Origin of the sequence: Flavihumibacter rivuli, from assembly GCF_018595685.2 — a bacterium.
Taxonomy (GTDB): Bacteria; Bacteroidota; Bacteroidia; order Chitinophagales; family Chitinophagaceae; genus Flavihumibacter; species Flavihumibacter rivuli.
This window is the reverse complement of the sequence record NZ_CP092334.1, coordinates 3669059-3694332: the sequence shown is the minus strand read 5'-3', so window position 1 is coordinate 3694332 and position 25274 is coordinate 3669059. Positions and strand designations below refer to the sequence as shown.

The following is a 25274-nucleotide window of genomic DNA, read 5'->3' as shown; positions in this document are numbered from 1 at the left end:
TTTTACCTACCAATGCGGAAGAGGCTTAAGCTCTTTTTTCTTTGCCTTCTGCTCTTCAACATAATACAGGGCACGGGTCACAAAATGCCCGATCGCCGCACCCACCCATACATCACTACTCCAATGGCGGTTATCATATAACCTGGACAAGGCTGTGAGCGTGGCTACAGAATAGGCCAATGGCGGCACCCATTTCTTATGCTTGTATTCAAGGGCAAGTGCGGTAGCCAGCGTGAAAATAGTATTGCTATGTCCGGACGGGAAGGAAGTGTATTCCTTGCCACCGGAAAATGGCGGTTTGAAATTATAAGGGTAGTCGGTATATAACGGTCGCTGGCGCCTGATCAGCTGCTTGGTGGTCACATAGAATGCTGTCGAAAAGACCATTGACTTGGCACTCATCAGGGCCGCATGCTCCATCTTTCTATCCTTGGTCACCACCCCGGCCAGATAGAGACCGCCAATGATAATAGGAGGATAAGTATTCCCAAAGGGCTCCACCACCTTTGCAACCTCGTCAAGAAAAGGGCTCCTATTGGCGTTCATAATATTATACACCTGCTTATCTAAAAGGAACAGCAAACCAGCCCCACCTGCAACAAGGGCCACATGGTCCCAATTCCTACGATCGTAATGGGCAGGACGGCTGGCCACAGCCTTAATATCCGGCCAGAAAGAACGCGCATAACGGGCATTCAACCTGTACCAACGACTGCTATCAAGGGTAAAGCTAAAACCTGCAGCACGCCTGGCACCCTGGACAGCACCGGCATTGGCGCTATCCGGTACCTGGGCGTTTACATTCATGGCACCCATGACCAATAAGACTGGCAACAGGAATATATACCTGCAAAAAAGCGACCCGAATGATAAATGAAAGCATCTCTGCATAGCGCAGCAAATATAGACGAGGAAGGCCTGAAACCGTCAGGATGGAAGCCCCTTGCAAGAAAATCCATTGGGGATAATGAACATTTGGCCAGGCAGGTACCGGAAGAATGGCAAAACAGGGCAACCACCAATGATGGCAATGGCTGAGATACACCGGATTGGTCATAGCCGGAAACCATAGCGGACCAGTAAGTTCAATGAGTCCTGCAACAAAAAAGGAGCCCCTGTTGGGACTCCCTTATATAGCATTTGGTAAGCCTGTTACACCGATTGCATTTCTGCGATCTTCTCGCGGATCTTGGTCTCGATCTCGGCTTGCAGTTCTGGGTTATCCCGTAGCAATTGCTTAACGGCATCCCTACCCTGGCCAAGTTTGTCGTTATTATAGCTGAACCAGCTTCCGCTCTTCTGGACAATACCCAGGTCAACACCCATATCAATGATCTCGCCGACCTTGGAAATACCCTCACCGAAGATGATATCAAACTCTGCCGCGCGGAACGGAGGGGCAACCTTATTCTTTACCACTTTTACTTTAACCCTGTTACCTACGGCTTCATCACCATCCTTGATCTGGCTCATCCTGCGGATATCCAGGCGCACAGAAGCATAGAACTTCAACGCATTACCACCTGTAGTGGTTTCGGGGTTGCCGAACATTACACCGATCTTCTCACGAAGCTGGTTGATGAAAATACAGATCGTATTGGTCTTATTGATAGTGGCAGTTAGCTTACGAAGTGCCTGGCTCATCAAACGGGCCTGGAGCCCCATTTTGCTATCGCCCATTTCCCCTTCCAGTTCACCCTTTGGCACGAGCGCGGCCACAGAATCGATCACCACCACATCGAGCGCTCCAGACAGGATTAGCCTATCAGCGATTTCCAGGGCCTGTTCGCCATAATCGGGCTGGGAGATCAGGAGGTTATCTACATCCACACCCAGTTTTTGCGCGTAACTGCTGTCAAAAGCGTGCTCCGCATCGATGATCGCGCAAATACCACCCTTCTTTTGGGCTTCCGCTATGGCATGAATGGCAATTGTTGTCTTACCGGATGATTCTGGTCCATAGATCTCAATGATACGTCCACGGGGAAAGCCGCCAATTCCCAGCGCTACATCCAATCCAAGTGAACCGGAGGAAACCACTTCCTGCTGCTCAGCAGACTTTTCATTCATCATCATCACCGATCCTTTCCCAAAGTCCTTATCGATCTTATCCATTGTCAGCTTTAGCGCCTTCAGTTTTTCTGCATTTGACATAGTATCAATTTGAATTGTTAGTAATGGAAGCCAAAATTATTGGTTCGTCAAAGATAGGGAGAAATAGTTTTGAACACTAATATTTTTAGCAAGTTTTCGCTAAAAATATTACCGCTAAAACACCCATTTCCCGGGAACCCGGTCTTACCCAGTTATCACTATGTTCCTTTTCTACCATCCGGACTTTGTTTCCTTTGGTATATTTGGTAAAATTTTCTGACCATGAGAAAACAGATCCTCGTATTACTGTTAGCAGGATTCAGCCTGGGTGCTGCTGCACAATCCCCCAGCCCGGCTGCAAAAGGCGTTACCTATGGGGCTGGCACTACAGCTGCAGGCGCGATTAGCGTGAATGAATTGGACAAAAAGATGACCGACAACCATTATTCCGGGAAAGTTACCGGTAAAGTAAGGGAGGTTTGCCAGGAGAAAGGCTGCTGGATGAAGCTGGAAAAGGAAAATGGCGAGACCCTGATGGTAAAATTCAAGGATTATGGCTTCTTTATGCCCAAGGATATTGTGGGAAAGGATGTGGTGCTCGAAGGCGAGGCCATTGTAAAGGAGGTATCGGTTAAACAGCAGAAACATTATGCTGAAGATGCCGGCAAGAGCAAGGAGGAGATAGAAAAGATCAAGAAACCTAAAAAAGAGACCCAGTTCATCGCTTCAGGCGTTCTCGTTCAATAACACTTTACAGCCGGACCCCCATCCGGCTTTTTTTTGGTTTTGTTAAGGGCACCTTAAACTCCTTCCTTTTCTACCCGGTCATTAAACCCAGGCGACCCACTGACTTCTGAGCAATAGCAACAAACAATACAACCATGAAGATTTTTCACATTGCCAAGGCTATTGGCTTTTTTTTGCTCTGCAGTTGGGGACTGCCGGCCAATGCCCAACAACAAGGGATAGCCGACATCAACCAACCTGAAGGAATATACGCGGCAACCATTCCCTGTGCCGATTGCAGGGGCATCAGCCAGGTTCTCGAGATCAACAGCAATAAATTGTTTACCCTGGAAGAGACCTATCTAGGCAAATCAGGAAAGGTATTCCGGACAGATGGGGTCTGGAAGGTGAAGGAAGGCAAACTCTATTTGTATGATGAGGCAGCTGTAAAGCTGGTGCTTGGCATCAGGGATGGCCAGCTTTTTGAACTGGACCGCAACGGGAAGTTCATTGAAGGCAAAGAAAAGACCCGGTATAGGTTACACCGGATGGAAAAGGCGGAGCCTTCCACCTGGCAGCTTAAGAAGGACGCAGGCATTGATATCATTGCATTGGGAAATGAACCCTTCTGGAACCTGGATATTGAAGAAGGCAAGCAAATTGTCTTTAATGCTCCGACACTCGATAAACCTGTCATCCTGCCTTATGCGAAACCATTACAGCAGGAAAAAGCACTGGTCTATGATATCAGGACAGAAGCCGGCAGGCTGGTTGCCGAGATCAGGTACCAATATTGTTCAGAAGGCATGAGTGACCGTATCTATCCCTATGCCGTAAAGCTCCACTTCAACGGCAAGGACTATTCGGGTTGTGGCGTAATTTTAAATATGCCTACGCAAACAGAACAACTGAATGGCGAATGGGAGCTCGAGTTCATTGACGCTCCGGGCCAACCATTTGACTCACTCTATGCAAGGGTAAAGCCCAGCATCCTCTTCAATCCCGAAACCCATAAGGTTGGAGGTACTACAGGGTGCAACCGCTTTAATGGCCCTTATACCACAGACGGCCGCAAACTCGAATTTGACCTGAACAAAACCGCACTCACCAGGATGGCCTGCCCGGGGGATGGCGAGCGGATATTCCTCGATAACCTGAAAAAGGTGAAGCGTTTTCACTTTTATGAAGGGAAGCTGGAGCTGTTGTCGGAGGACAAGGTGGTCATGCGCTGGAAGAAAAAGATCTGATAAAGGATATTCAAGAAGCAGGAGGGGCCGCAACATTGTGGCCCCTCCTGCTTACAAGTAATTGAGCTAATCGCTACCTTGCAGGGATATGATTGGTAAATTATTCTGGTCGGCTTACTGGAAATCTGCCGGATGGAAAGTTATCGGTCGCTGGCCATCCGAATTAACTAAAGCGATTATTATTGTTGGTCCTCATACCAGCAGCGAGGATGTTGTGGTTGGAATGGCAGCACGTGCGGTCATTCCCATCAGGAATGCACATTTCCTGGGAAAGAAAGAATTATTTGACGGGCCTTTTGGCTGGTTCTTCAGGATGGCCGGAGGAGTACCGGTTGATCGTTCCGGCAACAAGAATATGGTTGACCAGGTAGTGGAGATCATTGCCAGGAAAGAAAAGTTCGTTTTAGCCCTTTCCCCTGAAGGCACAAGGAAGAAGGTTGACCGCCTCAGGACTGGCTTCTGGCATATAGCCCATAAAGCAGGCCTCCCCCTTGTAATGGCTGGTATGGATTTTGGTAAAAAGGAATTGGTCTTCTCCGAACCCTTCATGACCGGTGAAAGTCCTGAAATCGATATGCCCAGGATCATCGACTTTTTTGCCAACATAGAAGGAAAGGTTCCGGAAAATGACATGAGGCACCTGAAGCAGATTCAATAACGATGGGCCCTAACCGAAGCCATATTACCATAAAACACCATAAGCATATTTTAATGGATATTTTAAGGTTTTATACGGTTAACCCGGTGCCTCAATTAGCTTCAATCCGTTAAATTTGTCACGCTAATTTCTATTGCTCATTAATAACAGACCAGATTTCACTCCATCATTAAAACAAAACCAAATATGAAAGTATCTTACTTAGTTCTTGCTGCTTTCACATCAGTATCACTGTTTTCCTGTGTAAGCTCTAAGAAGTTCAAGGCTGAGCAGGCCCGTTATGCTGAACTGAATGGCAAATATGACCAGGCCCAGGCCGCCCTGAAAGGTTGCGAAGACGCCAAGGCTGATGCTACACGCAAAATATCATCTCTTGAATCGGAGATCGCAGGCCTGAACAAGCAGATCGATTTCCTGAAAGAAAACAATACCACTGCCCTGAAGCAATTGCAGGACCTGTCCGTGATCTCTTCTTCCCAGGCTGAGAGCATCAAGAAGTCACTGGAGAGCATCGGCGCCAAGGATGCCTATATCCAGGACCTGCAGTCTGCCATGGCCCGCAAGGACTCACTGAATATGGCATTGGTGATGAACCTGAAAGGTGCAATCGGCAACCTCGATGACCAGGACATTAATATCAAAGTGGACAAGGGAGTAGTATTTGTTGACATTTCAGACAAGCTCCTGTTCAAAACCGGCAGCTATGACATTACTGACAAGGCCAAGGCCGTTCTGGGCAAGGTAGCTACCGTGCTGAAGAACCAGCCTGATATCGAGTTCATGGTAGAAGGCCATACTGACAATGTTCCTTTCAAAGGCACAGGAGTGATCAAGGACAACTGGGACCTGAGTGTGATGCGTGCAACCACTGTTGTTCGTCTCCTCCAAACCCAATATGGCATGGAGCCAACCAAGATGGCAGCAGCCGGTCGTGGTGAATACCTGCCTGTTTCCGGTAACGATACAGCAGAAGGCCGTGCCGCTAACCGCCGCACCCGTATCGTGATCCTGCCCCAGCTTGACCAGTTCTTCAAGTTGCTGGAACCTAAAAAATAAGACAAGCGACATCATAAACAGAAAAGCCACCGCAATGGTGGCTTTTCTGTTTTATTCAATATCCAAGGCTATTTCATGGTCCCTTGGATGGTCCGGTGCATCACCTCCACAAGGCCTCCACGGTAGGCATCAAGCGTAAGCTCCCAGAACATGATCCCACCAAGGTTCTTACTCACCACATATGCAGATTTTGCTGTTATGGAACGCTCATTATCATAGGTAGCGAACTCCTTTTTGGTTTTGTTGTAACGATAGGGGGCCATACATTGGTCATCCCAGTACTCAACAAATCCACTCGATGGCCCAAACTCCTGGCCAAATTTCTTATAGTCAATGGAAGTCTTGAAAATCCCCGGCTGGTGCAAGCCATTATTAACAGCTGCTACTTCCTTCCATACTCTTGCATAGAAGGCTGCCCCTATCACCAATTTCTCAGAAGGCACCCCCAACCGCAATAAATAATCAACACAATGATCAGTGGCTTCTGGTTGGCCCTGACTGGCCTGCAATGCAGTATGGTGACCGGTCACCTTACTGAACCCGCTTACGAGGTCATAGGTCATCAGGTTGACCCTGTCCAGCAGGGGCATTACCTTATCCCATTCAATGGACTGCTCCAGGAACTTCGTAAATCCACCGGCGGCAAAACTCAATTCAAGACGGGGTCCCATTTCTTCCCTTAGTTTTACCACAAGGTCAGTGAAATTAGGACGGTCTTCTGCACGCCACTCATGACCCGGATAGCCCTCGATGGCAGGATACTCCCAATCCAGGTCGATCCCATCAGCATTATAGGCCTTCAATAAGCCTGCTACACTCTTCGCAAATTGCCTGCGGTTCTCTTCGGACGCGAATACAGGCGAACACTTCTCACAGCCTCCCCAGCCCCCTATAGAAACCATAACCTTAAGGCCGGGATATTTCTTTTTCAACCCAACCAGGCTGGTCAGTACTTTCTTCTGGTTGTCGTTTTGAAAAGCGAGGGAATTACCTTCCAGCTTAAGGAAACTATAGATGATATGCGTCAATTTATCGACCGGGTATTTTTCTATCTCTTTCTCATCTCCGGTATAATAGGCAATGATAGATTTCTTGCCCGGCGACTGGGCAATGGCACTGGCCGTCATCAACACCAGGAAACTACACAACAAAAGGGTTTTGTTCATTTGCTATATTTTGGGGTTTGGGTTATCAGCATTGAAGGAATGAATACTGCGGGAAAAGCACAGGAGGGAAGTTACAACTTACTAAAGTTTAATCATTGATAAATCCATGGTAAGAGAATCTTGTAAATCGAGTATACAACACGTTTACCTTCTTTTTCATAGTACAAAAAAACAAATCCGGGAGGGGCATTTTTCCCCTTCATCCCGGGAATAATTTTTTAGCAAGTTGATGTAAAATTTTTATAACTTTAATATATCGATGTAAAAGTACATATCCCATCTACTTTTATCACTCCATTTCTTATCCCACCCTATAATCGCTAACCTTGGCTCAGATTATTTTCGGTAGTCCACTACCGGAGAGTTTAACATCTAAACCCCAGCCAGGCATGAAACCTAGTTTACCTTATCGTGTAATTCCCCGATTACTTATCGCCGTTCTTTTTTGCTTAACCACCTTTGCATCTACCATCCTTGCACAGGTAACCATTTTCCCATCCAACTATCAATTGTACCCGAGGAACCTTAGTACGAATATGGCCACATACAGAGTAGCGGGATCCGTAACTGAATCATCAGGCTATAAAGAACTCCGATTGAAAAGGGTAAGAAGCGGAACCATCCAAAATACCATGGTTATCCCCCTTAGTTATGTTGATGGCGTTGCCAATTACGATGTGACCGACCAGTTGAAGGCCGAATTGGCCAACTATAATATCGAACTGTACGGTTGGAATGGCAGTTCTGAAACCCTGATCAGGAGGGCCATGTACGTATTGGCTGGTGATGTTTATATCATCGAGGGACAATCCAATGCCGTTGCCAACCTTAGGGGTACCTATTCATCCGCCAATGATGCCAACACCACCACCAATTCACCCAACCGTTGGTGGGTAAGGGTTTATGGAAGCGCAAGTCCCACCATGAGCTATACCAAAGGCTGGTACCAGGCCAATGGAAATGTATGGTATGATGTCAATGGGGCTTGCGGTCAATGGGGGGTGCGCTTGGCATCCAATATTGCCGGTGCACAAAGGGTCCCGATCGCCCTTTTTAATGGTGCTTACCCTGGTGCCCCTATCAGCTATTTCCAACGCAACGACAACCAACCAGAAGACCCCAATACAAACTACGGAAGGCTGCTGGCCCGCTTAAGGGAGGCCGGTTGTGCTGAAAACGTCAGGGCTGTATTTTGGTACCAGGGCGAATCAGATGCAGCGGGCACCTTGAATCCTAACCAAACCAGCCTCGAGCAGTACAAGGCATCGTTCACCAACCTGTACAACGACTGGAAAACAGACTACCCTTCCATCAGTCGGTTCTTCATCTTCCAGATCAGGAATGGTTGTGGCATTTACAGTAAGGATGGTGTTTTACAGATCCAGGAAGCGCAACGGCAATTGGCAAAGGAACTGGCCAATACCCATATCATGACCACTAACAATACAAGCCAATTGTTCGATGGTGGAACTATAGACTATTGTCACTACAACTTCCCCAATGGTTATAGGGAGATCGGCGACTGGATGGCAAAGATCGTTAGGAAATACCTTTATGGTGTTACCAACCAATCCTCCAGTATTGAAGTGCCAGAACCTTCTGCAGCAAAGATCACTGCATTCAATGATGATGGCAGCGCAAAGGAACTAACCCTAACCTTGAAAGACCAGTATAGCACTTACACGCTGGACGGGGATGTGAAGAGTGAATTCAGGCTGGAAGGAGGAAATTTTACTATTGATTCGGTGAAGGGCAGTTCAAACAGGCTTATCCTGTATTTTAAGAGGGCCAATGTAACCAACAATGATCCGACTGGCATTTCCTACCTGAGTCATGATGGCATAGCATCGCCTATCGTGAGGAATAGTAGTGGGGTGGGGCTTATTCATTTCAGTAACTTCCCGGTTGAAAACCCTGGTTCAGGAGGAAACAACCCGCCTCCAGTGGTTTGCGCTGATGCTTTTGAACCTAATGACATCCCCTCTTTAGCCAAACACATCAACAACCTGATCCAAAACAAGGGCAGTATAAGTTCTGCTACAGACGTAGATTGGTTTACTTTTAAGACCTATAGTTCATGGATCTATATAAAGATCAGTTTCTCTAACCTGACTGCAGATTACGACCTATACCTGTATGACAATGCCCTGAATCAGTTAGCCTCCTCTGAGAAGACCGGTACAAGTAATGAAGCTTTCATCTATAACGGAGCCACCACATTTGGAACCTATTATCTGAAAGTTGTACCCAAGACCTCACAGGTAGACCCATCAACATGTTATTCCATCAGGATAGATGCTAGTTCAGCCCCCTACTCAACAAGTTCACCACCGATATTGACACAAGTCAACGGAACAGAAAGCCCGATGGAGGAGGTGGCCATGGATCAGAACAACCAGACCAACTTCTATCCTAACCCGGCAACCGACAAATTATATATCAACCATACCACCTCAAAGGCAGGCCCGCTTAGCCTGCGCATCATTGATCTTTCAGGCCGCACTATGATCCAGCAAAATCATTCGGCCAGCAAGGGTAGGAACACCTATGACCTTGATGTTTCAAAATTTGTCCCGGGTGTTTATATCCTGCAGATCCAGGAGGGTAGTAAAACTACCATCAAAAAGATCACGATCGGGATGCAGTAATTGCACCATCCAGGTTTACCAGGAGCCCTTCCCTTCAAAAGTCAGGAAGGGCTCCTGCTTACCAGCAATTTCATGGCCATGACCAGCTGGTTTGGACACAGTTTTACAGAAAAGCAAATTGGATTTTGCATAAATAGGATAATTTTTATAACTTCAACAAGGCTACCAGCCGCATCTAATCCATAGCTTCAAGCATTTTCCACTGCCTAGAAAGATCCCAACTGTTGTCACCCCTTTAGGCTTTTGATAACTCAATACTTTATACTAAAGCCTTCATCATGAATTTTTTTGAGTATAGCCATTCAAAAGCAGGAAAACGGCTATTGCTTGCTTTAGCAATGGTTACTGTTACTAGTTTTTTGTTTGCACAGGTTACATCTTTCCCGAAGGACAACCAGTTATATCCCCGTGACTTATCGAACAACCAGGCTGAGATTGTAATTGCAGGTCTTCTTGACCAAAGCACTGGATTCACAAGCTTGGTGGTAAAAAAATACAGGGATGGCAGCCTGATCAATACAAGCACCATTGTGCTTGCTTATCAAAACAATAAAGCCAGTTACCTTTTCAAGGAGACCATAACTGCGGAACTTCACTCCTACAGTTTTGAATTACTGGGATCTACTGGAACAAATGAGACACTGATCCAGGCTGCTACCAATGTGGTAGCGGGAGACGCATACATAATTGAAGGGCAGTCAAATGCCGTGGCCAATAACAGGACCTCTCCCTACACAGTAGAAAATGACGCCAATACTATAACCAATGCACCACAACGCGCATTTGTTCGGGTTTGGGGAAGCGGTAGCCAGACGGCCAGCTATACAAAGGCCTGGTTCGTTGGGAATGGGAATAGCTGGTACGAGAACGATGGGAATACCGGTCAATGGGGAATGAGGCTAGCCTCCAACCTCGCTGGCGCACAAAATATTCCCATTGCGCTCCTTAACGGCGCGCATCCTGGTGAATCCATTGCTTTTTTCCAACGCAATGATGCCAACCCAACTGACCCTTCCACAAATTATGGCAGGCTGCTGAAAAGAACCGAGGAAGCCGGTCTTAAAAACAAAATAAGGGGAATCATCTGGTACCAGGGTGAATCTGATGCACAAGGAGTATTGAGCAGCAACCAAATGACCACTGCCCAGTGGAAACAAATGTTTAGGCAATTGTACCAGGACTGGAAAACAGATTATCCTAAAGTTTCACAGGTCTACATTATCCAAACCCGCTTTGGATGTGGCATAACCAGCAGGGATGGGGCATTACAAATCCAGGAGGCCCAACGCCAACTGGCAGTTGAAATCCCTTATGTAAAAATCATGACCACCAACAACCTCGATCATCTTATGGATGGCGGCAGCATTAACTATTGCCATTTTGCCTTTGAAAAAGGATATAAGCAATTGGGCGACTGGCTGACCAACCTTCTCAGGAGGGATCTCTATTATGTCTCGGGACTTCCGGGATCAATTGAGCCCCCGCAACCCATGAAAGCCAGCTTTTCTGCATTTACCCCTACAGGGGAAGCCAACCAGGTAATGCTCCAGATCAAAGGCCCTGCCAATGGCTACACCATCGACGGCGACATTGCAGCTGACCTAAGACTGGAAGGGGGTAGCTACACCATTACCGGCGTAGCCATACAATCCAATAAACTACTGGTAAACTTTACCAGGAATGCCGGAACTAACAATAACCCTTCAGCGATCTCCTACCTGGGTCATGAAGGGAAAGCAAGTCCTGTCCTTTTCAATGCAAACGGTATTGGGCTTACCTATTTTGCCAATTTTCCCATCAGCAAGCCCGGGAACCCACCTATTGCACTTACCTGTACGGATCTATATGACAGGGATAATTCTGAGGCGAACAATATTAAATTGGGAAAAACGGTGACTGCAATCATCAAGTCATCAAGCGATGTAGACTGGTTCAAATTCAAGGCTGACGACGATAAGCCATATATGAGGATAAGCCTATTCAAACTTCCGGCTGATTATGACATTTACCTTTACGATAAAAAGAAAAAACTGATGGCCTCATCAACTGCAACAGGTAATAATGCCGAGGTAATTTTCACAAAGGTTGATAAAAAGCAAGATGAACATTTTTATATCAAAGTAATTGGAAAGAATGGCGCCTTCAATCCCGGTGCCTGTTATTCCCTAAAGGTAGAATGCAGCAAGAACAAATGGCCGACTAATTCCGGGCCTGCCACTTCTACCATGAGTTCTGAGGAAAGCCAGATAGACGGAGAAGATATTTCCCTACAAAAAGTATTTAATATTTACCCGAATCCGGCAAGGACTGAAATAAATATCAGTTTATCAGTTGACCATCCAGGATCAACTGAGATCAGGATAATTGACATGACCGGGAAGCAATTATTAATGCAGAGAAACAGTACAAACAGCGGCTTGAACAGGCTCCGGCTCAATGTATCAAACATTCCACCAGGCATTTACCTGCTGCAAATTGCTAATGGAGAAACCACTACCATTAAAAAGCTCACCATCATTAAGTAACTGTTTAAATAAAAGACGGCCTATTTCAGGGCCGTCTTTTATCAACATATCCAAGCCAACTTTAAAAATGTCCTGGTTGCATTAGTGAAATTTAACCTCAATCCCTAACCGCATTATGGGATAAATACCCTAAAATATTGGCTCAAACAGCCAACTTTATTGGAAAATCTACTGTAACTTTAATGAACTCCTAATAAAGGCAACTATTGTTTGCCCTCGAAGCAATCCTCCCTTCCAAAGCTTGTCGATCAAATGGTTTAGGCTAAAATAGCAGCGTCCCAATTACTTTAAAGCTATACAGTCATGAACCTTATTGCCCCATGCCCAAGAAATGGAGGATTCCGCATTCTTCTATCAATAGTGCTGACGCTGGCCAAAGGAATAATACTTGCCCAGGTCACTTTGTTTCCAAAAGACAACCAATTGTACCCACGTAACCTGGTCACCAATAATGCCACTATTTCAGTTTCGGGTTCATTGGATCAGAATTCAGGTTTCACCCAGGTAAGGTTGAAAAAGTTCCGGGATGGCATATTGGTTACCAACACAAATTTCAACCTTTCTTATTCGAACAATACAGCCACCTACAATTTCACAGAAACCATCCCTGCAGAATTGAATAACTACCGCTTTGACCTTTTTGGTTTTAATGGCACAACAGAGACACTGATCCAATCGGCTAATAATGTAGTTGCCGGTGATGTTTACATCATTGAGGGACAGTCCAATGCTGTCGCCAACTGGAGAAGCGACTATACGGTGAACAATGACGCCAACACAGCCACCAATGCCCCTTACCGGAACTTTGTCCGCGTCTGGGGAAGCGGCAGCCAGACGGCAGCGTACACAAAGGCATGGTTCATTGGCAATGGGAATATTTGGTACGAAAATGATGGAAATACGGGCCAATGGGGTATGCGCATGGCCTCCAATATTGCCGGAAGCCAGAATGTACCGATCTGCATCATGAATGGCGGACATCCGGGTGCACCTATCAGCTTCTTCCAGCGCAACGATGCTAACCCCACCGACCTGGCTACCAACTACGGGCGCCTGTTGAACAGAATGACAGAAGCCGGTTTAAGGCAAGCTGCAAGGGGCATCATCTGGTACCAGGGTGAGTCAGATGCATTGGGTAGCACTTCAACTGTTCAGCTTACTACTGCACAATGGAAACAATCCTATACCAATCTTTACCAGGACTGGAAAACGGATTATCCCGGCGTAACGCAGTTCTATATTATACAAACCAGGTTCGGCTGTGGCATCAATACCAGGGATGGGGCACTACAGATCCAGGAAGCACAGCGGCAATTGGCCCTTGAAATACCCGACCTGAAGATCATGACCTCAAATAACCTGGACAACCTTTTTGACGGGGGAGTGATCAATTACTGTCATTACCTTTTTGAGAACGGCTACAAAGTAATGGGAGATTGGATGACCAATCTTTTGAGAAGGGACCTTTATGGCGTATCCGGCCTTCCCTCTTCCATTTCCCCTCCAGAACCCAAACAGGCCGACCTGACCGCATTTGCGCCAACCGGGGAGGCCACACAGGTAACCTTAACCCTGAAAGACCCCAATGCCAGTTATACATTGCTGGGAGACCTCATTCCGGACCTTCGCCTGGAAGGTGGAAGCTATTCGATCACCGGACTTACCATTAACGCAGATAAGTTGATCATCAATTTTACGAGGAACACAGGCACCACCACAAACCCTAGTGGCATCACTTATCTCAGTCACCAGGGAACGGCCTCACCCGTGCTTCACAACAACAGTGGTGTTGGCCTGGTCTATTTTTCCAATTTCCCGATCAGTGCTGCACCACCACCACCGCCGCCACCACCACCAGCCTGCACAGACCCTTATGAACCAAACAATTCCAGTGGACCAAGCATCAACCTCAACACCACTATTAAAGCTTTGATCAGTAACAGTACTGACCAGGACTGGTTCAAATTCAGGACCCAGAACCCCAGGTACCTCAAGATCAGCCTTTTTAACCTGCCTGCCGATTATGATGTTTACTTATACGACAGCAAGAAGAGGTTCTTAGCAGCAGCCACCACAAGCGGTACATCACCTGAAGTATTGCTGTACACAGGCATTAGCAAGACACAATACCAACTCAGGGTGATTGGCAAGAATGGCGCATTCAATGCCACCACCTGCTATTCCCTGAAAATAGAGGCCAGCAGCACCCCCTGGACCAATACTTTACCTGCTACTTCGAGCATGAATACTGTTGCCAGTCCAATGGAGGAAGAAGCCATAAGCGTCCAACAGGGATTACAGCTGTATCCCAATCCTGCAATATCTGAACTCAATATTCGGATGGCAGTTGAGAAATCGGGTAATGCCGAATTCAGGATCATCGATATGACGGGCAGGCAGCTATTGGTACAGCGAAAAATGGTGAATAGCGGACCCAATACTTTCAGGTTGAATGTTTCAACCATCACACCGGGTATTTACCTGCTTCAGATCATTAATGGTGAGAATATAACCACCAGGAAGATCACAATAGGAAGCCGGTAAGGACCTAAACGGGCAAAAACAAAAAACAGGCTTTTATAGCCTGTTTTTTGTTTTTACTAGGATGCAATCAATACTTAAGGAAATCCTTTCCTATCAATTGCCAACCCTACGCTGCTCATCAGAACTGCTTCCTCCGTTCCTCCTTCCACCATCCTTAAAGCTCTTTCCAAACTTGTAGGTGAAGGAAATATTGAACACCCTGGTATCCCTTGATTGTACGAAACGCTCACGCACATTCTGGTACCGGATATCACCTGTGATTTGTTGGGTAAAGAAGATATCCCTTACGTTCAATTTAACAGACCCCTTGTTCTTTAACACTTGCTTGGATAGCCCCACCGAAACCTGTCCGAACGGATAGATGACAAACTGCGCATCTTCATTCTTACTGTTATAGAATCCTGACAATTCCCCGGCCCAGCCTTTATTGAACTTGAATTGGTTGTTCACATTGAACTGGCCACTCACAGCATTGCTGTTGAAGTCGCTATTCTCCCCATAGCCACGAACCACACGATGTACAGCAGATGCAGAAATATTCACTGACCACCATTTGGCAGGATTCACCATGGCGTTAACGGAAAGTGAGGTATTCTTCATATTGGCCAGGTTGCCTTCGGATACAATGGTAACCTGTCCTTCGGTACGGAATACCTGTGAAAAATATTGCTTGGTATCGCCATAGCTGAGCGTGGTGGTAAACCAGCCTTTATAGGTGTGCGACAATTCAAAGTTATACGTGTATTGGGGGAGCAGGAAAGGGTTACCCACCTGGTAAGTGTACTTATTGATAAAGAACATGAACGGGTTCAATTGCTGGTAAGCAGGCCGATCGATCCTCCGGCCAACACTGAGGCTGAAGGTATTATTGGAATCAGCAGCATAGGAAATATATGCCGTAGGGAACAGGTTATTATAGTCACGCTGGAAGGAAGAATCCGGACGTTGGGGATTACCTAACTGGTGGCCTTTATAGGTAGTATTCTCAAACCTTAAGCCGGCCTGCAAGCTCCATTTACCAATGGTCTTGTTGGCGTTCAGGTAGAGCGCATTGATATTCTCCTGGTAGCGGAAACTGTTGGTCTTGTCATAATCAGGCTCCCATTCACCATTCACTTCATTAAAATAGTTCGCTGCATTGTCTGTCTTCACCAAACTTGACTTCCAACCGGTTTCCAACTTCAGCCCGGATTTGAATACATGCGAATAATCCGCTTTGGCAGCATAGATCCTGATGGTAGACGGGAGGTCACCCTTTAGCCATTCATTGGCTGTCACCGCACCTTCATTATCATAAAGCTGGTTGTTGAACAATTGGGAATTGGTCATATCATAGTGCACATAATCCAGGTCTGCGCTAAATTCCTTACCCTGCCCAAATTGGTGACGAAGGTTCAGGTTAACCGTTCCATTCAACCAACGGTTGGTATTATTGCTCTTGGTGTATGCTGATGAATCCAATACCATATCCGTTCCCATCAGGGAGCCGGTGCTGATGCCATCAAAGGTGCGTGGTGAAATAAACCCGCTGGTGTTCAGGCCAAGGGTGGTCTTCTTATTCAGGAAATAATCCATCCCGAGTTTAAGTGTATTGTTATTCCTTTTCACCACCATGTTGGTGGGTTGTTCAAAATAATACTCAGGCGTTTTCCCATCGCTGCCCACATAAGTTCGCTTGATCAACAGGTCATTGAAATCCTTTGCCGCGTTCTGGCTGTAATTCATGAAAAGGTTAACCTTCTCATTACGGTAGTTCAATCCCAGGCTGTTGTTGGTCTTCCAGTAACGTCCTTGCCCATAGCCTAATGTCAGGTTACCATTCCAACCCTTTTGCTTGCTCTTCTTGGTCTTGATATTGATCACACCTGAATTACCGGCGGCATCGTACCGTGCAGGCGGATTGGTCATGATCTCGATCTGGTCGAGTTGATTGGCATTCATGCTGGACAGCAGGCTGGCCAGCTCAGAGCCATTAAGGTAACTTGGTTTACCATCGATCATCACCATTACACCCTGGCGCCCCTTAATACTGATATTGCCATCACGGTCAACCGAAACACCCGGGGACTTTTCCAATACCTCCAGTGCGGTTGCACCAACATTAGTGACACTCGCTTCTACATTGACAAGCGTGCGGTCAGCCTTCACTTCCACCATTGGACGGCGCGCTGTAACAGTTACACCGCTCAGTGAACGCTGAGCTTCGGAAAGTTTTACACTGCTAAACTCCTTAACAGGTGAAGCCGCACTCAATTCAAATAGGGGACTGGTCCAGGTATCGTGCCCAACAACGGAAACAGACAACAGGTATTTTCCTTCAGGCAATTTATCCATCTCGAACTGACCGGTATTACCGGCAACGGCAAACTTGGCAACGGTGGAATCCTTAGCCTTCAACAAGGATACAGTTGCACCTTCAGCTGCACGTGATTTTGCATCAACCACAGTGCCGGTGACTTTTCCTGAAAACTGGGCTGAAGCAAAAAGCCCATTAACGAGAAGGATCAATAAGAGTTGTACAGCCTTTTTCATAACATCAGGTTTTATCTATGAGGATGTAAAGATTTAAAACCACTGATGAACGGCGAATGGAAAAAGGATAATGGGCCAAATAATCATGCCAATGCATGAACGGTAAAAATCAATGTATGAAAGGCTTCGTAGATACCACATATTTATGTGGTTATGGGCTGCAAATGCCCTGAAAGATGTGTCACATCAGGTTTTACAATTTTTTTCAACTGCTTGTAATGAATGGGGATTCTTTGCAACAGATACATTAAAGACCATATGCTCATCTCAAATAATGACCGGAAAGACTATTGGACGAAATACGCCAACAAGGCAGGATACTTATTGTTTGTATTAGTGGCAGCATGGTTCATAATACGCAGGCAAGACCCATCAACAGGACTTACCTACATGGCATTGGCCATGGTGTTTGACCCATTTGACCCCAGGCGAACATGGCAGGAACGGACCCGCTTTCAGCGGATTTGGCTCCTGACGCATTTGGTGTTGATTGTTCTATTACTCATGCATACCTTAACAACAGGATAAAACCAGGACACAAAAAGTACCAGTGAGCGAAAAAGAATTCCTACAACAGATAAAGGCAAACCAGGGCATTATTTACAAGGTGGTGTCACTCTATGCCGCAGATCCGGAAGAGAAGAAAGACCTCTACCAGGAGATCATCCTTCAATGCTGGAAGGGATGGGAAGGATTTCGCGGGGAGGCCAAATTCAGTACCTGGTTGTACAGGATTGCACTGAATACCGTTCTTACAACGAAAAGGAAACAAAGCATCATATACTACCAGGATGATCTTCCAGATCATGAAGGGAATGATCCCGCCCTGGAAAAAGAAGATGTCCAGATGCTGAGAATGGCTATCAGGCTACTCACCGATATTGATAAGGCATTGGTATCACTTTATCTGGAAGGCTATAGCAATCAGGAGATAGCGAATATTATGGGTATCACCCCTAATAGTGCAGGCGTGAAGCTACACCGTATCAGACAGCGATTAGCAAATATCTTAAATGCAACCAACCATGACTGAATACAATAAATGGAAAGAGTGGGAGCCAACAGATAAGGATCTGGAAAACCTGTTGCGTACAGGATTCCTGAGCAGGAAGGCCAGTCATCACCCGCTTGGGAAACTAAAAAAGAATCTACTCACTAATATATTCTGGGCCATTCTAATTACCATTGGTTATGGCATACTGTTAATCAAATACCCGCTATGGCCTGTCAGGATCGCATTAGTGATCATGATCGGATTTAACGTTTTTGGCATTGTGAGTGGCTGGCAGCTCTACAAAAACATACCTGAAAATTTCTCATCAGGCCTGAATGTACTGGGAATGTTAAGAAAATGCCACAGCAATATAATGGAATGGGGAAGGCAGCAAATGCGCCTCGCCGTTTTCGTTTACCCTATAGCTGTTACAGGAGGTTATATTTTAGGTGGCGTCTCCGGATCAGGTAAATCACTGGAACAGCTGTTGCGGTCCCCGATATTCGTTTGGGCGCTCCCAATTTCATTGCTGATCCTGGTGCCATTGGCAATGCTCCTGGCGAAATGGTTATTCCGCAGAGCTTTTGGAAGGCACCTTGAAACGCTTCAGCAAATGATCATTGACCTGGAAAAACTAGACTAATGGCATACAGGGTTTACGGAACCATCAATTCCTTAACCATTCAACCATCTTTTCAGCGGTTAACTCCCAGCCTTCCTGCATGAACCAATTATGGGACCCGTTAGCTACCCATACCGGTTCAACACCATATGCCCTGGCAGTAGCCTGAACATCTTTATGGTTAAACAGGAAGTCGACCTCTCCCCCTACAACCATCACCGGTACCTTATGATTGGGTTTAGTCGGAAGGTCAAGTATGAGGGTATCCAAATAGGACAGGAATGATTCATCCTGCATCCGGCTCAGCACCTGTGCAGCTCTATCCTGACTTTCCTGTCCGGAAAAGATATATCGGTTGCAACGGTCAACGGTTCCAAAGACAGGCTTCAGGCTCCAGGTAAGATTTGCCTTGAGGAATACCAGCGGGTAATTCAGCATGGTCTTGAGCGTTAACCGCCATACACCATGCGGAGGTATAGAGCAGACCAGGATGGCCTTTGCTGCAAGTTCTGGGCTTTGGTTCAGGAAATGCTGGATAACAAATCCTCCCATGGAATGCCCGAGCAGATAAACCGGGCCTTCACAAGTTGCTACTATCTGCCTGAGGTCATCAACATATTCCCTGATCCTCCTGAACTTCAGGGAGCCAAGATGATCACTTCCACCATGATTGCGCAAACTCATTGCCTTTACCTGGTACCCTGCTTCAGCAAAGAAAGGCAATAGGTTTTCCTCCCAGCACCAGGCGGCAAAACAGGCACCATGCACCAGCACAATCGTTCCGCGTGGCTCAGCAACATACTTTCTTTCGATGACCTCCAGTTTCATTCTAAACAGGTTTTGGCTATCATGAGCGCTATGGATGACTTTCCGTTGCAAGTGGATGGCGACGGATATAGTCTTTTGGCAAATGCTTCAATAACCTCTTGCGGAACAAATGGTAATTGACCGTAATAGTATGACGAGGGGTATTGATCTGGTGGAAGTCTGGGTGCCGCAACTCCCTCTCCACCAGTTCCGCAACGTTGGAAGGTCTTTTCCACTTGCCGGCAATTTCCCGGGCCATGATCTTACTTTGCAATTCCGACCCGGGCCAGATACAACCCAATGGCTGGAAAAGCCCGATAAAATAGAGATTGGGTATAACGGGATGGATCATGCGCAGCCATAGCGGCACCTGCCCCTCTGAATAATCAATGAATTGCTGATCGAAGAACGGATGGGAAATGACATAACCGGTGCAGGCAACGATGGTATCATACTCCCCTGTACTACCGTCAGTAAACAGTACTTTCCTTCCTTCTACCTTTTCAATACCCGGGCGGGGCTTTATCTTGCCGTGACGTATGGTAAAAAAAAGGTCTTCATTGATAGTAGGATGGTGCGAACCTATGGGGCCATCAGGTTCCTGCAAGCCATACATACTATTCTTTCCATTGCGGATGAACAGGCTAATGGCAGTGAGTCGTTGCCATAACCATCTTGGCAACCAATCGACACGATGACTGAAAACATCAGCGGGCTTACCCATGATGAATTTCGGTGCTATCCAATAGCCCCTTCTCCAACTCATGTCAACACTGGCAGCCACCCTGGAGCTTTCAACGGCCACATCACAGGCAGAGTTCCCTCCACCTATTACCAATACCCTCTTGCCTGCAAAACGACTAAACCGTTTTACGTGATGGGAATGTAGCAATTCGCCCTCAAAATGGCCGTTCAACTCCGGCATCCTTGGCAGCCAGTGATGCCCGTTACAAACGGCCAATGCATCAAACTGATGAACAGAGACCTCCCCGTCCTTTTCTATGGTCACCTCCCATTTACCCTCCTGGTTGAGGGAACAATTGCGGACAAGTGTTTGAAATTGGATATGCGGTATCAGGTTAAAAGTCTGGGCATAATCCTGGAAGTAGCGCTTCAGCTGCACGTGGGAAGGGTAATCCGGGTAATCTTCCGGCATAGGGAAGTCTGCATACTCACTTAAGCTCTTCGAGGATATGATATGTGTGGTCTCAAATACAGAAGAATGGCTTTCTTCCTCGGTGAACACCCAGTTCCCCCCAACCTCCCTACCATAATCATACACGGTAACCTGCAATCCTTCATCCAGCAGGTTCTTGGCAGCAGTAATTCCAGAGGGTCCGGCACCGATAACACAAACATGTTTAGGCATGACAATCATTTAATCGCGATTAATTTAAGCTTTCTGGATAAAAAATCAGCAGATCGTCTATAAAAGCGGCATAAAACATAGCACCCTGGTCATTCTGGACAAGTTTCAGTAACTTCCTTTAAAACCAGCACAAATGGATCAACGCATCATCAATCTCTATGATGAGTACACTCATCGCCCGTTAAGTCGGGATCAGTTCATCAAAAAACTGGTACTCCTGACCGGTAGCATGGCTGCAGCGATGGGGGTATTGCCCATGCTGGAAGGGACCTATGCTGTTGCACAGACCAGTCCAACAGCCGACCTTTTCACCGAGCGGGTGAATTACCCGGTTGAAGGCGGTCAGATGAAAGCCTATGTGGCCAGGCCAATAGCTGTTAAGCCATATGCTGCGGTAATAGTGATCCATGAGAACAGGGGACTCAATCCCCATATAGAAGATGTAACCAGAAGAGCCGCGGAAGCGGGCTTCCTGGCCATTGCACCTGATGCGCTTTCCCTATTGGGTGGCACCCCGGCTAATGAGGATGAAGCCAGGGCAATGTTTGCCAAATTGGACATGCCCGCGACCATCAGCAGTTTTGCAGCCACCCTACCCTACCTCAGGCAGCGAAAGGATTGCAATGGCAATATTGGTTGTGTAGGATTCTGTTGGGGCGGAGCCATGGCCAATAACCTGGCAGTATCTGTCCCGGAATTAAAAGCTGCTGTCGCCTTCTATGGCAGGCAGCCCGATGCCGCCCAGGTTGGAAAGATCAAGGCCGCAGTCCAATTGCATTACGCGGGCCTGGACGAAAGGGTCAATGCCGGGAAGGATATTTACGAACAGGCATTAAAGGCCAATAATATCAGGTATGAATCCTATTTGTATGAAGGGGTAAATCACGCCTTTCATAATGACACTTCAGCAGCCAGGTACAATGAAGCCGCCGCAAAGCTGGCTTGGGGACGGACCATAGATTTCTTCAGGACATACCTTGCCTGAGAAGGGCTTATTCTTTCAACCCGACAACAGTTGCCTTCATTTTCCGGCAAACAGGAACGCCATCCTGAAAAACAGGTAACCGCCATCGATTTCCTACTCAGCTGGTATGGTCGGAAGTGATCACCCATCGGCCATTGATCCGTCGGAAGATCAGTGTAAAATGGCCGCCGACATCACCTACTGTCCTTTTCAGGAACCATTTTCCTACCACCATATAGACATCATCGCTGATCCTGTTAATGTGCAACAGGGAAAAAGTAAGTGTTCCCATCTTCTCCCTTGAATCATACCTTTTCTTATATCGATCAAAGGTATTCTGGAATCCATAGGTAACCCCGTTACTGCCAATGAACATTAATGAGTCGCTTTTCCAATAGCCTTCCATGAATGCAGTTATATCTCCACGGTTCCAATCTGCCTGCTGCCGGGCCATCAGATCCGTTATGGCACTTACTGCAGGGTCCTGTGCATTCACTGCAAACCCTGCCATAAACAATAAGGAAAAAACAATTGCTCTCATCAGGTATTTTCCCCGAAAATAGCAAAGAATCCGACCCGACTCCGACCCGTCTCCGACCCGGCTCCGACCCGTCTCCGACCCGGCTCCGACGTGAACCGTGATTCCACCCTTTGCAGAGGGGGTTTATTCACGGAATTAAGGGAACCAAACCTTATGGTCATTTTTTTGTTTTATGCATAAACGTTTCAACAAATGAAGAAGATCTATCACCTGGCCAATTGCGGGACCTGCCAGAAAATTCTAAAGGAGGTGCAAGCGGAGAAAAAAGGAGTAGTGCTGCAGGATATCAAAACTGAACCGATCACTGCTGAACAACTTGATGAAATGAAGAAGCTTGCAGGTTCTTATGAGGCCTTGTTTAGCAGGAAAGCCATGAAATACCGGAGCATGGGACTTCACGAGAAGGAATTGACTGAAAAGGATTACCGAAAACTGATCCTTGATGAATATACTTTCCTGAAAAGGCCGGTTGCAGTAGTGAATGGCTCCATTTTTATTGGCAATACCAAAGCGGTTGTAGAATCTTTAAAACAGGCATTATAATAAGAAAGCCCTACTCCTAAACAGTAGGGCTTTCTTATTAAAGGATTCCTTCATCATAATTGTACAGCCTGATCACAAACAGGCTAAGGTTGCGATAGGGTGGGACGTATTCTGCGAACAGGTCACGGGTGAACGGCGTCTTACTAAATCGCTGCCCCATCGTTAACCATAATTCCGGCCAGTTGATGTCAGAACCCTTATACAAAAGGTCATTCAACTCCCTGATCATAGGGTCGTTGATAAGTTTGGACCCGATTTGCTTGGTGGCTACAATTTGCGCTGAAGGACTTTTGTAGGCCACTGTCAGGATATTCTTGTACCCCCCGCAAGAACCAAGAAATGCAAGCTTAATGGCTGGATTAAGGTAGTTAAGGGTGGAAGGCAGATGATAACTATGTCCCCTGTGAATGATTATGGCCGGAGTAGCTTTCAACCCATTGATATAATTCAGCATCGCTAGTTGTGCCTGTTCATCCAGGTTGTTGGAGTGATCCAGTGGCAGGTTGGCAAAGATCTGTATCGGCTGGGCTGCATTTCTGGAACGTATCTCATACCAATTTGGCAATTTGGTGATCTGCCATTGGCTGGTGTCGCGGAACATCGCCAGAAAATTTTGCCAGGATGTCTTACCATCTTCGTCTCCGTAAAAAATCACCAATTGGTTGATCACCCCATTGCTGTCCTTTAAGGTGGAAACGGGCAGGTATTCATAACTTCCCACCTTGGCAAACAAGTCCTTCAAGGCCTTCGGGTCATTGGAAACGGTAAATACCTGGTCCAATATGGTATACAACCTTACCCCATAATAACTATTCTCACGCTGGCAACGCCCAAGGTTCTCGATCAACAACTGTTTCGTCACATTGCTGTATGCGGAATCATTAGACAGGCCTATGAAAGCATCTGCCACATCCATAGCCTCTTCCACACCATTATCCGTATTGGCCTCGATCCCACTGATGAAGCGCCTTAACAGGTCAGTCCTGTTCGCCTCCGGCATATTATTCAGGTAATCCGTAAGTACATTGTAGTGAGAAGTGATCCTGATGAACTTGCGGAAATTATCGTATTGCACCCATTCCATCAGGCTATCGGCATGGCCTTTTGGCAAGGATGCCATCAACCTCCTGTAGATCCCAAGGAAACTTGAAGTATATAGCTCGTCCTCTCCGCTTGTGATGAGATAATACAGGTCTACCGGACGAAGGGATTTGATACTGGCAAACCGCACCTGGTCCTTCGACTCATGCAGTTCATTGATCGGCTGGACATAAAATGCCATGGCCTTCTCATGCAATGCAGTGCGAATGGCCGGCTGCATGGGAGTAGGTAAGCCTTGCGACCTCCTTACCTTATTTTCCTGGCTACAATTCACCAACATTTGAAAGTATCCCGTAACGTTGGATCGGCGGAGTTTCAAAACTGAATCAGCAGTAATGATCCCAACAGCCATCCGGCCTGCAAAGGGCACCAATTCAGTCGCATTGCGGTTACCGGCAAGTTGCACCAGTTGCTGGATGACAGGGTGCGGCATCTGGCGGAGATAGTCAGCCAAGGGGGTTTGCCTGGCTGCTACATACTCCACTATTTGCATGGGTGTTTGCTCCGCGACATAGATCAGGGAAGTGTCCAGGTAAGGGAAATCCTTTTGCTTTTCAAGATACCCAAGGATATTCTCAGGATTCACCGCGATCCTTCGGATGTCAGCCAACTTCTGGAACCGTCCACCTTCAGGAAACTGCCGGAAAGCATCAGCCATTAACTGGGTCCTCCGGGGCCCAAGACCAAGGAAGAAATTCCTGAAAGGCGTACCATGCATCAAGGCATCTGCAATAAGTGGAAACTCCAGCTGTGCACTGGGCACATCATACAACTCAAACTTCTTTTGCGCCAGGCTTGCCCTGAGTGATTGCAAAAAGAACCGCACACTATTGATGCCTTTGATTTTTACCGAATCTTCCAATGCAGCATCCTTGTTGATCTCATGCTGCATACTATCCACTACCTTGTTGGCGAAATGTTTCATTTCCTTAACAATACCCCCATCGGCGGCAAAACTGTTAAGGAAGCCTTTATACTGCATCAGCTCGGCCTTCAATAGGGAGTTGGCCTCAAGAAGATTGGACTGTCCCCTTGCCGTAGCAAAAAAGAAAAGACAGCCAATTAATAAAAAACGGGTGGGTTTGGGGATGGTCATATTAACAATTCTCCTCACAAATTACGACTATCCCGCCGAAT

Annotated in this window: 20 protein-coding genes; 12 read left to right on the top strand and 8 right to left on the bottom strand. The window is 46.7% G+C overall.

Features of this window, described 5'->3' with window-relative positions; genetic code table 11:
• Nucleotides 1–6: 6 nt before the first annotated feature.
• Entirely contained in the window at nucleotides 7–834 is an 828-nt protein-coding gene (locus KJS94_RS15665; RefSeq protein ID WP_214448494.1) for a phosphatase PAP2 family protein, read from the bottom strand.
• 39 nt (nucleotides 835–873) lie between these two features.
• Between KJS94_RS15665 and KJS94_RS15660 the strand changes: the two genes are divergently transcribed.
• Nucleotides 874–1038 carry a hypothetical protein gene (locus tag KJS94_RS15660; protein WP_214448495.1) on the top strand — a complete coding sequence of 55 codons (165 nt, stop codon included), beginning with the start codon at nucleotides 874–876 and terminating at the stop codon, nucleotides 1036–1038.
• Between the two features lie 114 nt (nucleotides 1039–1152).
• Here KJS94_RS15660 and recA read toward each other — a convergent pair whose 3' ends face one another.
• Nucleotides 1153–2154 (bottom strand): recombinase RecA, encoded by a 1002-nt coding sequence (gene recA, locus KJS94_RS15655; protein ID WP_214448496.1) that lies wholly within the window; start codon nucleotides 2152–2154, stop codon nucleotides 1153–1155.
• A 222-nt stretch (nucleotides 2155–2376) separates the two neighbouring features.
• On the opposite strand from recA, the gene KJS94_RS15650 reads away from it, so the two are divergent.
• The 4 genes from KJS94_RS15650 to KJS94_RS15635 all read left to right on the top strand — a co-directional run bounded on the left by KJS94_RS15650 (nucleotide 2377) and on the right by KJS94_RS15635 (nucleotide 5781).
• Nucleotides 2377–2841: a DUF4920 domain-containing protein gene (locus KJS94_RS15650; protein WP_214448497.1), complete on the top strand. Its 465-nt coding sequence runs from the start codon at nucleotides 2377–2379 to the stop codon at nucleotides 2839–2841.
• 134 nt (nucleotides 2842–2975) lie between these two features.
• On the top strand, nucleotides 2976–4067 hold the full coding sequence (locus KJS94_RS15645) for a copper resistance protein NlpE N-terminal domain-containing protein (RefSeq protein ID WP_214448498.1): 1092 nt from the start codon (nucleotides 2976–2978) through the stop codon (nucleotides 4065–4067).
• Nucleotides 4068–4155: 88 nt separating this feature from the next.
• Nucleotides 4156–4725, top strand: a complete 570-nt coding sequence (locus tag KJS94_RS15640) for a 1-acyl-sn-glycerol-3-phosphate acyltransferase (protein ID WP_214448499.1) — start codon at nucleotides 4156–4158, stop codon at nucleotides 4723–4725.
• A 186-nt stretch (nucleotides 4726–4911) separates the two neighbouring features.
• Complete coding sequence (locus KJS94_RS15635; protein ID WP_214448500.1) at nucleotides 4912–5781, top strand: OmpA/MotB family protein; 870 nt, start codon at nucleotides 4912–4914, stop codon at nucleotides 5779–5781.
• Between the two features lie 68 nt (nucleotides 5782–5849).
• On the opposite strand, the gene KJS94_RS15630 is transcribed toward KJS94_RS15635, so the two are convergent.
• Complete coding sequence (locus KJS94_RS15630) at nucleotides 5850–6947, bottom strand: glycoside hydrolase family 18 protein (RefSeq protein ID WP_214448501.1); 1098 nt, start codon at nucleotides 6945–6947, stop codon at nucleotides 5850–5852.
• 536 nt (nucleotides 6948–7483) lie between these two features.
• On the opposite strand from KJS94_RS15630, the gene KJS94_RS15625 reads away from it, so the two are divergent.
• From KJS94_RS15625 to KJS94_RS15615, 3 genes are all read left to right on the top strand, one after another.
• Nucleotides 7484–9595: a T9SS type A sorting domain-containing protein gene (locus KJS94_RS15625; protein WP_214448502.1), complete on the top strand. Its 2112-nt coding sequence runs from the start codon at nucleotides 7484–7486 to the stop codon at nucleotides 9593–9595.
• A 482-nt stretch (nucleotides 9596–10077) separates the two neighbouring features.
• Nucleotides 10078–12120: a T9SS type A sorting domain-containing protein gene (locus tag KJS94_RS15620; RefSeq protein WP_239804372.1), complete on the top strand. Its 2043-nt coding sequence runs from the start codon at nucleotides 10078–10080 to the stop codon at nucleotides 12118–12120.
• A 303-nt stretch (nucleotides 12121–12423) separates the two neighbouring features.
• Nucleotides 12424–14664: a T9SS type A sorting domain-containing protein gene (locus tag KJS94_RS15615; protein WP_214448504.1), complete on the top strand. Its 2241-nt coding sequence runs from the start codon at nucleotides 12424–12426 to the stop codon at nucleotides 14662–14664.
• Nucleotides 14665–14757: 93 nt separating this feature from the next.
• On the opposite strand, the gene KJS94_RS15610 is transcribed toward KJS94_RS15615, so the two are convergent.
• A complete protein-coding gene (locus tag KJS94_RS15610; protein WP_214448505.1) occupies nucleotides 14758–17196 on the bottom strand; it encodes an outer membrane beta-barrel protein in 2439 nt (812 codons plus the stop codon).
• 550 nt (nucleotides 17197–17746) lie between these two features.
• Here KJS94_RS15610 and KJS94_RS15605 point away from each other — a divergent pair.
• Nucleotides 17747–18229: an RNA polymerase sigma factor gene (locus tag KJS94_RS15605; RefSeq protein WP_214448506.1), complete on the top strand. Its 483-nt coding sequence runs from the start codon at nucleotides 17747–17749 to the stop codon at nucleotides 18227–18229.
• Nucleotides 18210–18833, top strand: a complete 624-nt coding sequence (locus tag KJS94_RS15600; protein ID WP_214448507.1) for a hypothetical protein — start codon at nucleotides 18210–18212, stop codon at nucleotides 18831–18833. Before KJS94_RS15605 ends, KJS94_RS15600 begins: the two co-directional genes overlap by 20 nt.
• 24 nt (nucleotides 18834–18857) lie before the next feature.
• Here the strand turns inward: KJS94_RS15600 and KJS94_RS15595 are convergent, their stop codons facing one another.
• On the bottom strand, nucleotides 18858–19640 hold the full coding sequence (locus KJS94_RS15595) for an alpha/beta hydrolase (protein WP_214448508.1): 783 nt from the start codon (nucleotides 19638–19640) through the stop codon (nucleotides 18858–18860).
• Between the two features lie 28 nt (nucleotides 19641–19668).
• Nucleotides 19669–20988 carry a flavin-containing monooxygenase gene (locus tag KJS94_RS15590; protein WP_214448509.1) on the bottom strand — a complete coding sequence of 440 codons (1320 nt, stop codon included), beginning with the start codon at nucleotides 20986–20988 and terminating at the stop codon, nucleotides 19669–19671.
• A 133-nt stretch (nucleotides 20989–21121) separates the two neighbouring features.
• Between KJS94_RS15590 and KJS94_RS15585 the strand changes: the two genes are divergently transcribed.
• Nucleotides 21122–21973, top strand: coding sequence for a dienelactone hydrolase family protein (locus KJS94_RS15585; RefSeq protein ID WP_214448510.1), 852 nt, complete (start codon nucleotides 21122–21124; stop codon nucleotides 21971–21973).
• Nucleotides 21974–22070: 97 nt separating this feature from the next.
• Here the strand turns inward: KJS94_RS15585 and KJS94_RS15580 are convergent, their stop codons facing one another.
• Complete coding sequence (locus KJS94_RS15580) at nucleotides 22071–22493, bottom strand: YybH family protein (protein ID WP_214448511.1); 423 nt, start codon at nucleotides 22491–22493, stop codon at nucleotides 22071–22073.
• A gap of 192 nt (nucleotides 22494–22685) precedes the next feature.
• On the opposite strand from KJS94_RS15580, the gene KJS94_RS15575 reads away from it, so the two are divergent.
• Nucleotides 22686–23036 (top strand): arsenate reductase family protein, encoded by a 351-nt coding sequence (locus KJS94_RS15575; protein ID WP_214448512.1) that lies wholly within the window; start codon nucleotides 22686–22688, stop codon nucleotides 23034–23036.
• Nucleotides 23037–23073: 37 nt separating this feature from the next.
• Here the strand turns inward: KJS94_RS15575 and KJS94_RS15570 are convergent, their stop codons facing one another.
• Nucleotides 23074–25251 (bottom strand): hypothetical protein, encoded by a 2178-nt coding sequence (locus KJS94_RS15570; protein WP_214448513.1) that lies wholly within the window; start codon nucleotides 25249–25251, stop codon nucleotides 23074–23076.
• Nucleotides 25252–25274: the final 23 nt, after the last annotated feature.

Excerpts from the sequence above, each read along its gene's own strand:
- KJS94_RS15640 (WP_214448499.1), top strand. The coding sequence starts at position 4,156 with ATGATTGGTAAATTATTCTGGTCGGCTTACTGGAAATCTGCCGGATGG.
- KJS94_RS15645 (WP_214448498.1), top strand. The coding sequence starts at position 2,976 with ATGAAGATTTTTCACATTGCCAAGGCTATTGGCTTTTTTTTGCTCTGC.
- KJS94_RS15615 (WP_214448504.1), top strand. The coding sequence starts at position 12,424 with ATGAACCTTATTGCCCCATGCCCAAGAAATGGAGGATTCCGCATTCTT.
- KJS94_RS15625 (WP_214448502.1), top strand. The coding sequence starts at position 7,484 with ATGGCCACATACAGAGTAGCGGGATCCGTAACTGAATCATCAGGCTAT.
- KJS94_RS15635 (WP_214448500.1), top strand. The coding sequence starts at position 4,912 with ATGAAAGTATCTTACTTAGTTCTTGCTGCTTTCACATCAGTATCACTG.
- KJS94_RS15650 (WP_214448497.1), top strand. The coding sequence starts at position 2,377 with ATGAGAAAACAGATCCTCGTATTACTGTTAGCAGGATTCAGCCTGGGT.
- KJS94_RS15660 (WP_214448495.1), top strand. The coding sequence starts at position 874 with ATGAAAGCATCTCTGCATAGCGCAGCAAATATAGACGAGGAAGGCCTG.
- KJS94_RS15585 (WP_214448510.1), top strand. The coding sequence starts at position 21,122 with ATGGATCAACGCATCATCAATCTCTATGATGAGTACACTCATCGCCCG.
- KJS94_RS15595 (WP_214448508.1), bottom strand. The coding sequence starts at position 19,640 with ATGAAACTGGAGGTCATCGAAAGAAAGTATGTTGCTGAGCCACGCGGA.
- KJS94_RS15590 (WP_214448509.1), bottom strand. The coding sequence starts at position 20,988 with ATGCCTAAACATGTTTGTGTTATCGGTGCCGGACCCTCTGGAATTACT.
- KJS94_RS15580 (WP_214448511.1), bottom strand. The coding sequence starts at position 22,493 with ATGAGAGCAATTGTTTTTTCCTTATTGTTTATGGCAGGGTTTGCAGTG.
- KJS94_RS15610 (WP_214448505.1), bottom strand. The coding sequence starts at position 17,196 with ATGAAAAAGGCTGTACAACTCTTATTGATCCTTCTCGTTAATGGGCTT.
- KJS94_RS15630 (WP_214448501.1), bottom strand. The coding sequence starts at position 6,947 with ATGAACAAAACCCTTTTGTTGTGTAGTTTCCTGGTGTTGATGACGGCC.
- KJS94_RS15600 (WP_214448507.1), top strand. The coding sequence starts at position 18,210 with ATGCAACCAACCATGACTGAATACAATAAATGGAAAGAGTGGGAGCCA.
- KJS94_RS15575 (WP_214448512.1), top strand. The coding sequence starts at position 22,686 with ATGAAGAAGATCTATCACCTGGCCAATTGCGGGACCTGCCAGAAAATT.
- recA (WP_214448496.1), bottom strand. The coding sequence starts at position 2,154 with ATGTCAAATGCAGAAAAACTGAAGGCGCTAAAGCTGACAATGGATAAG.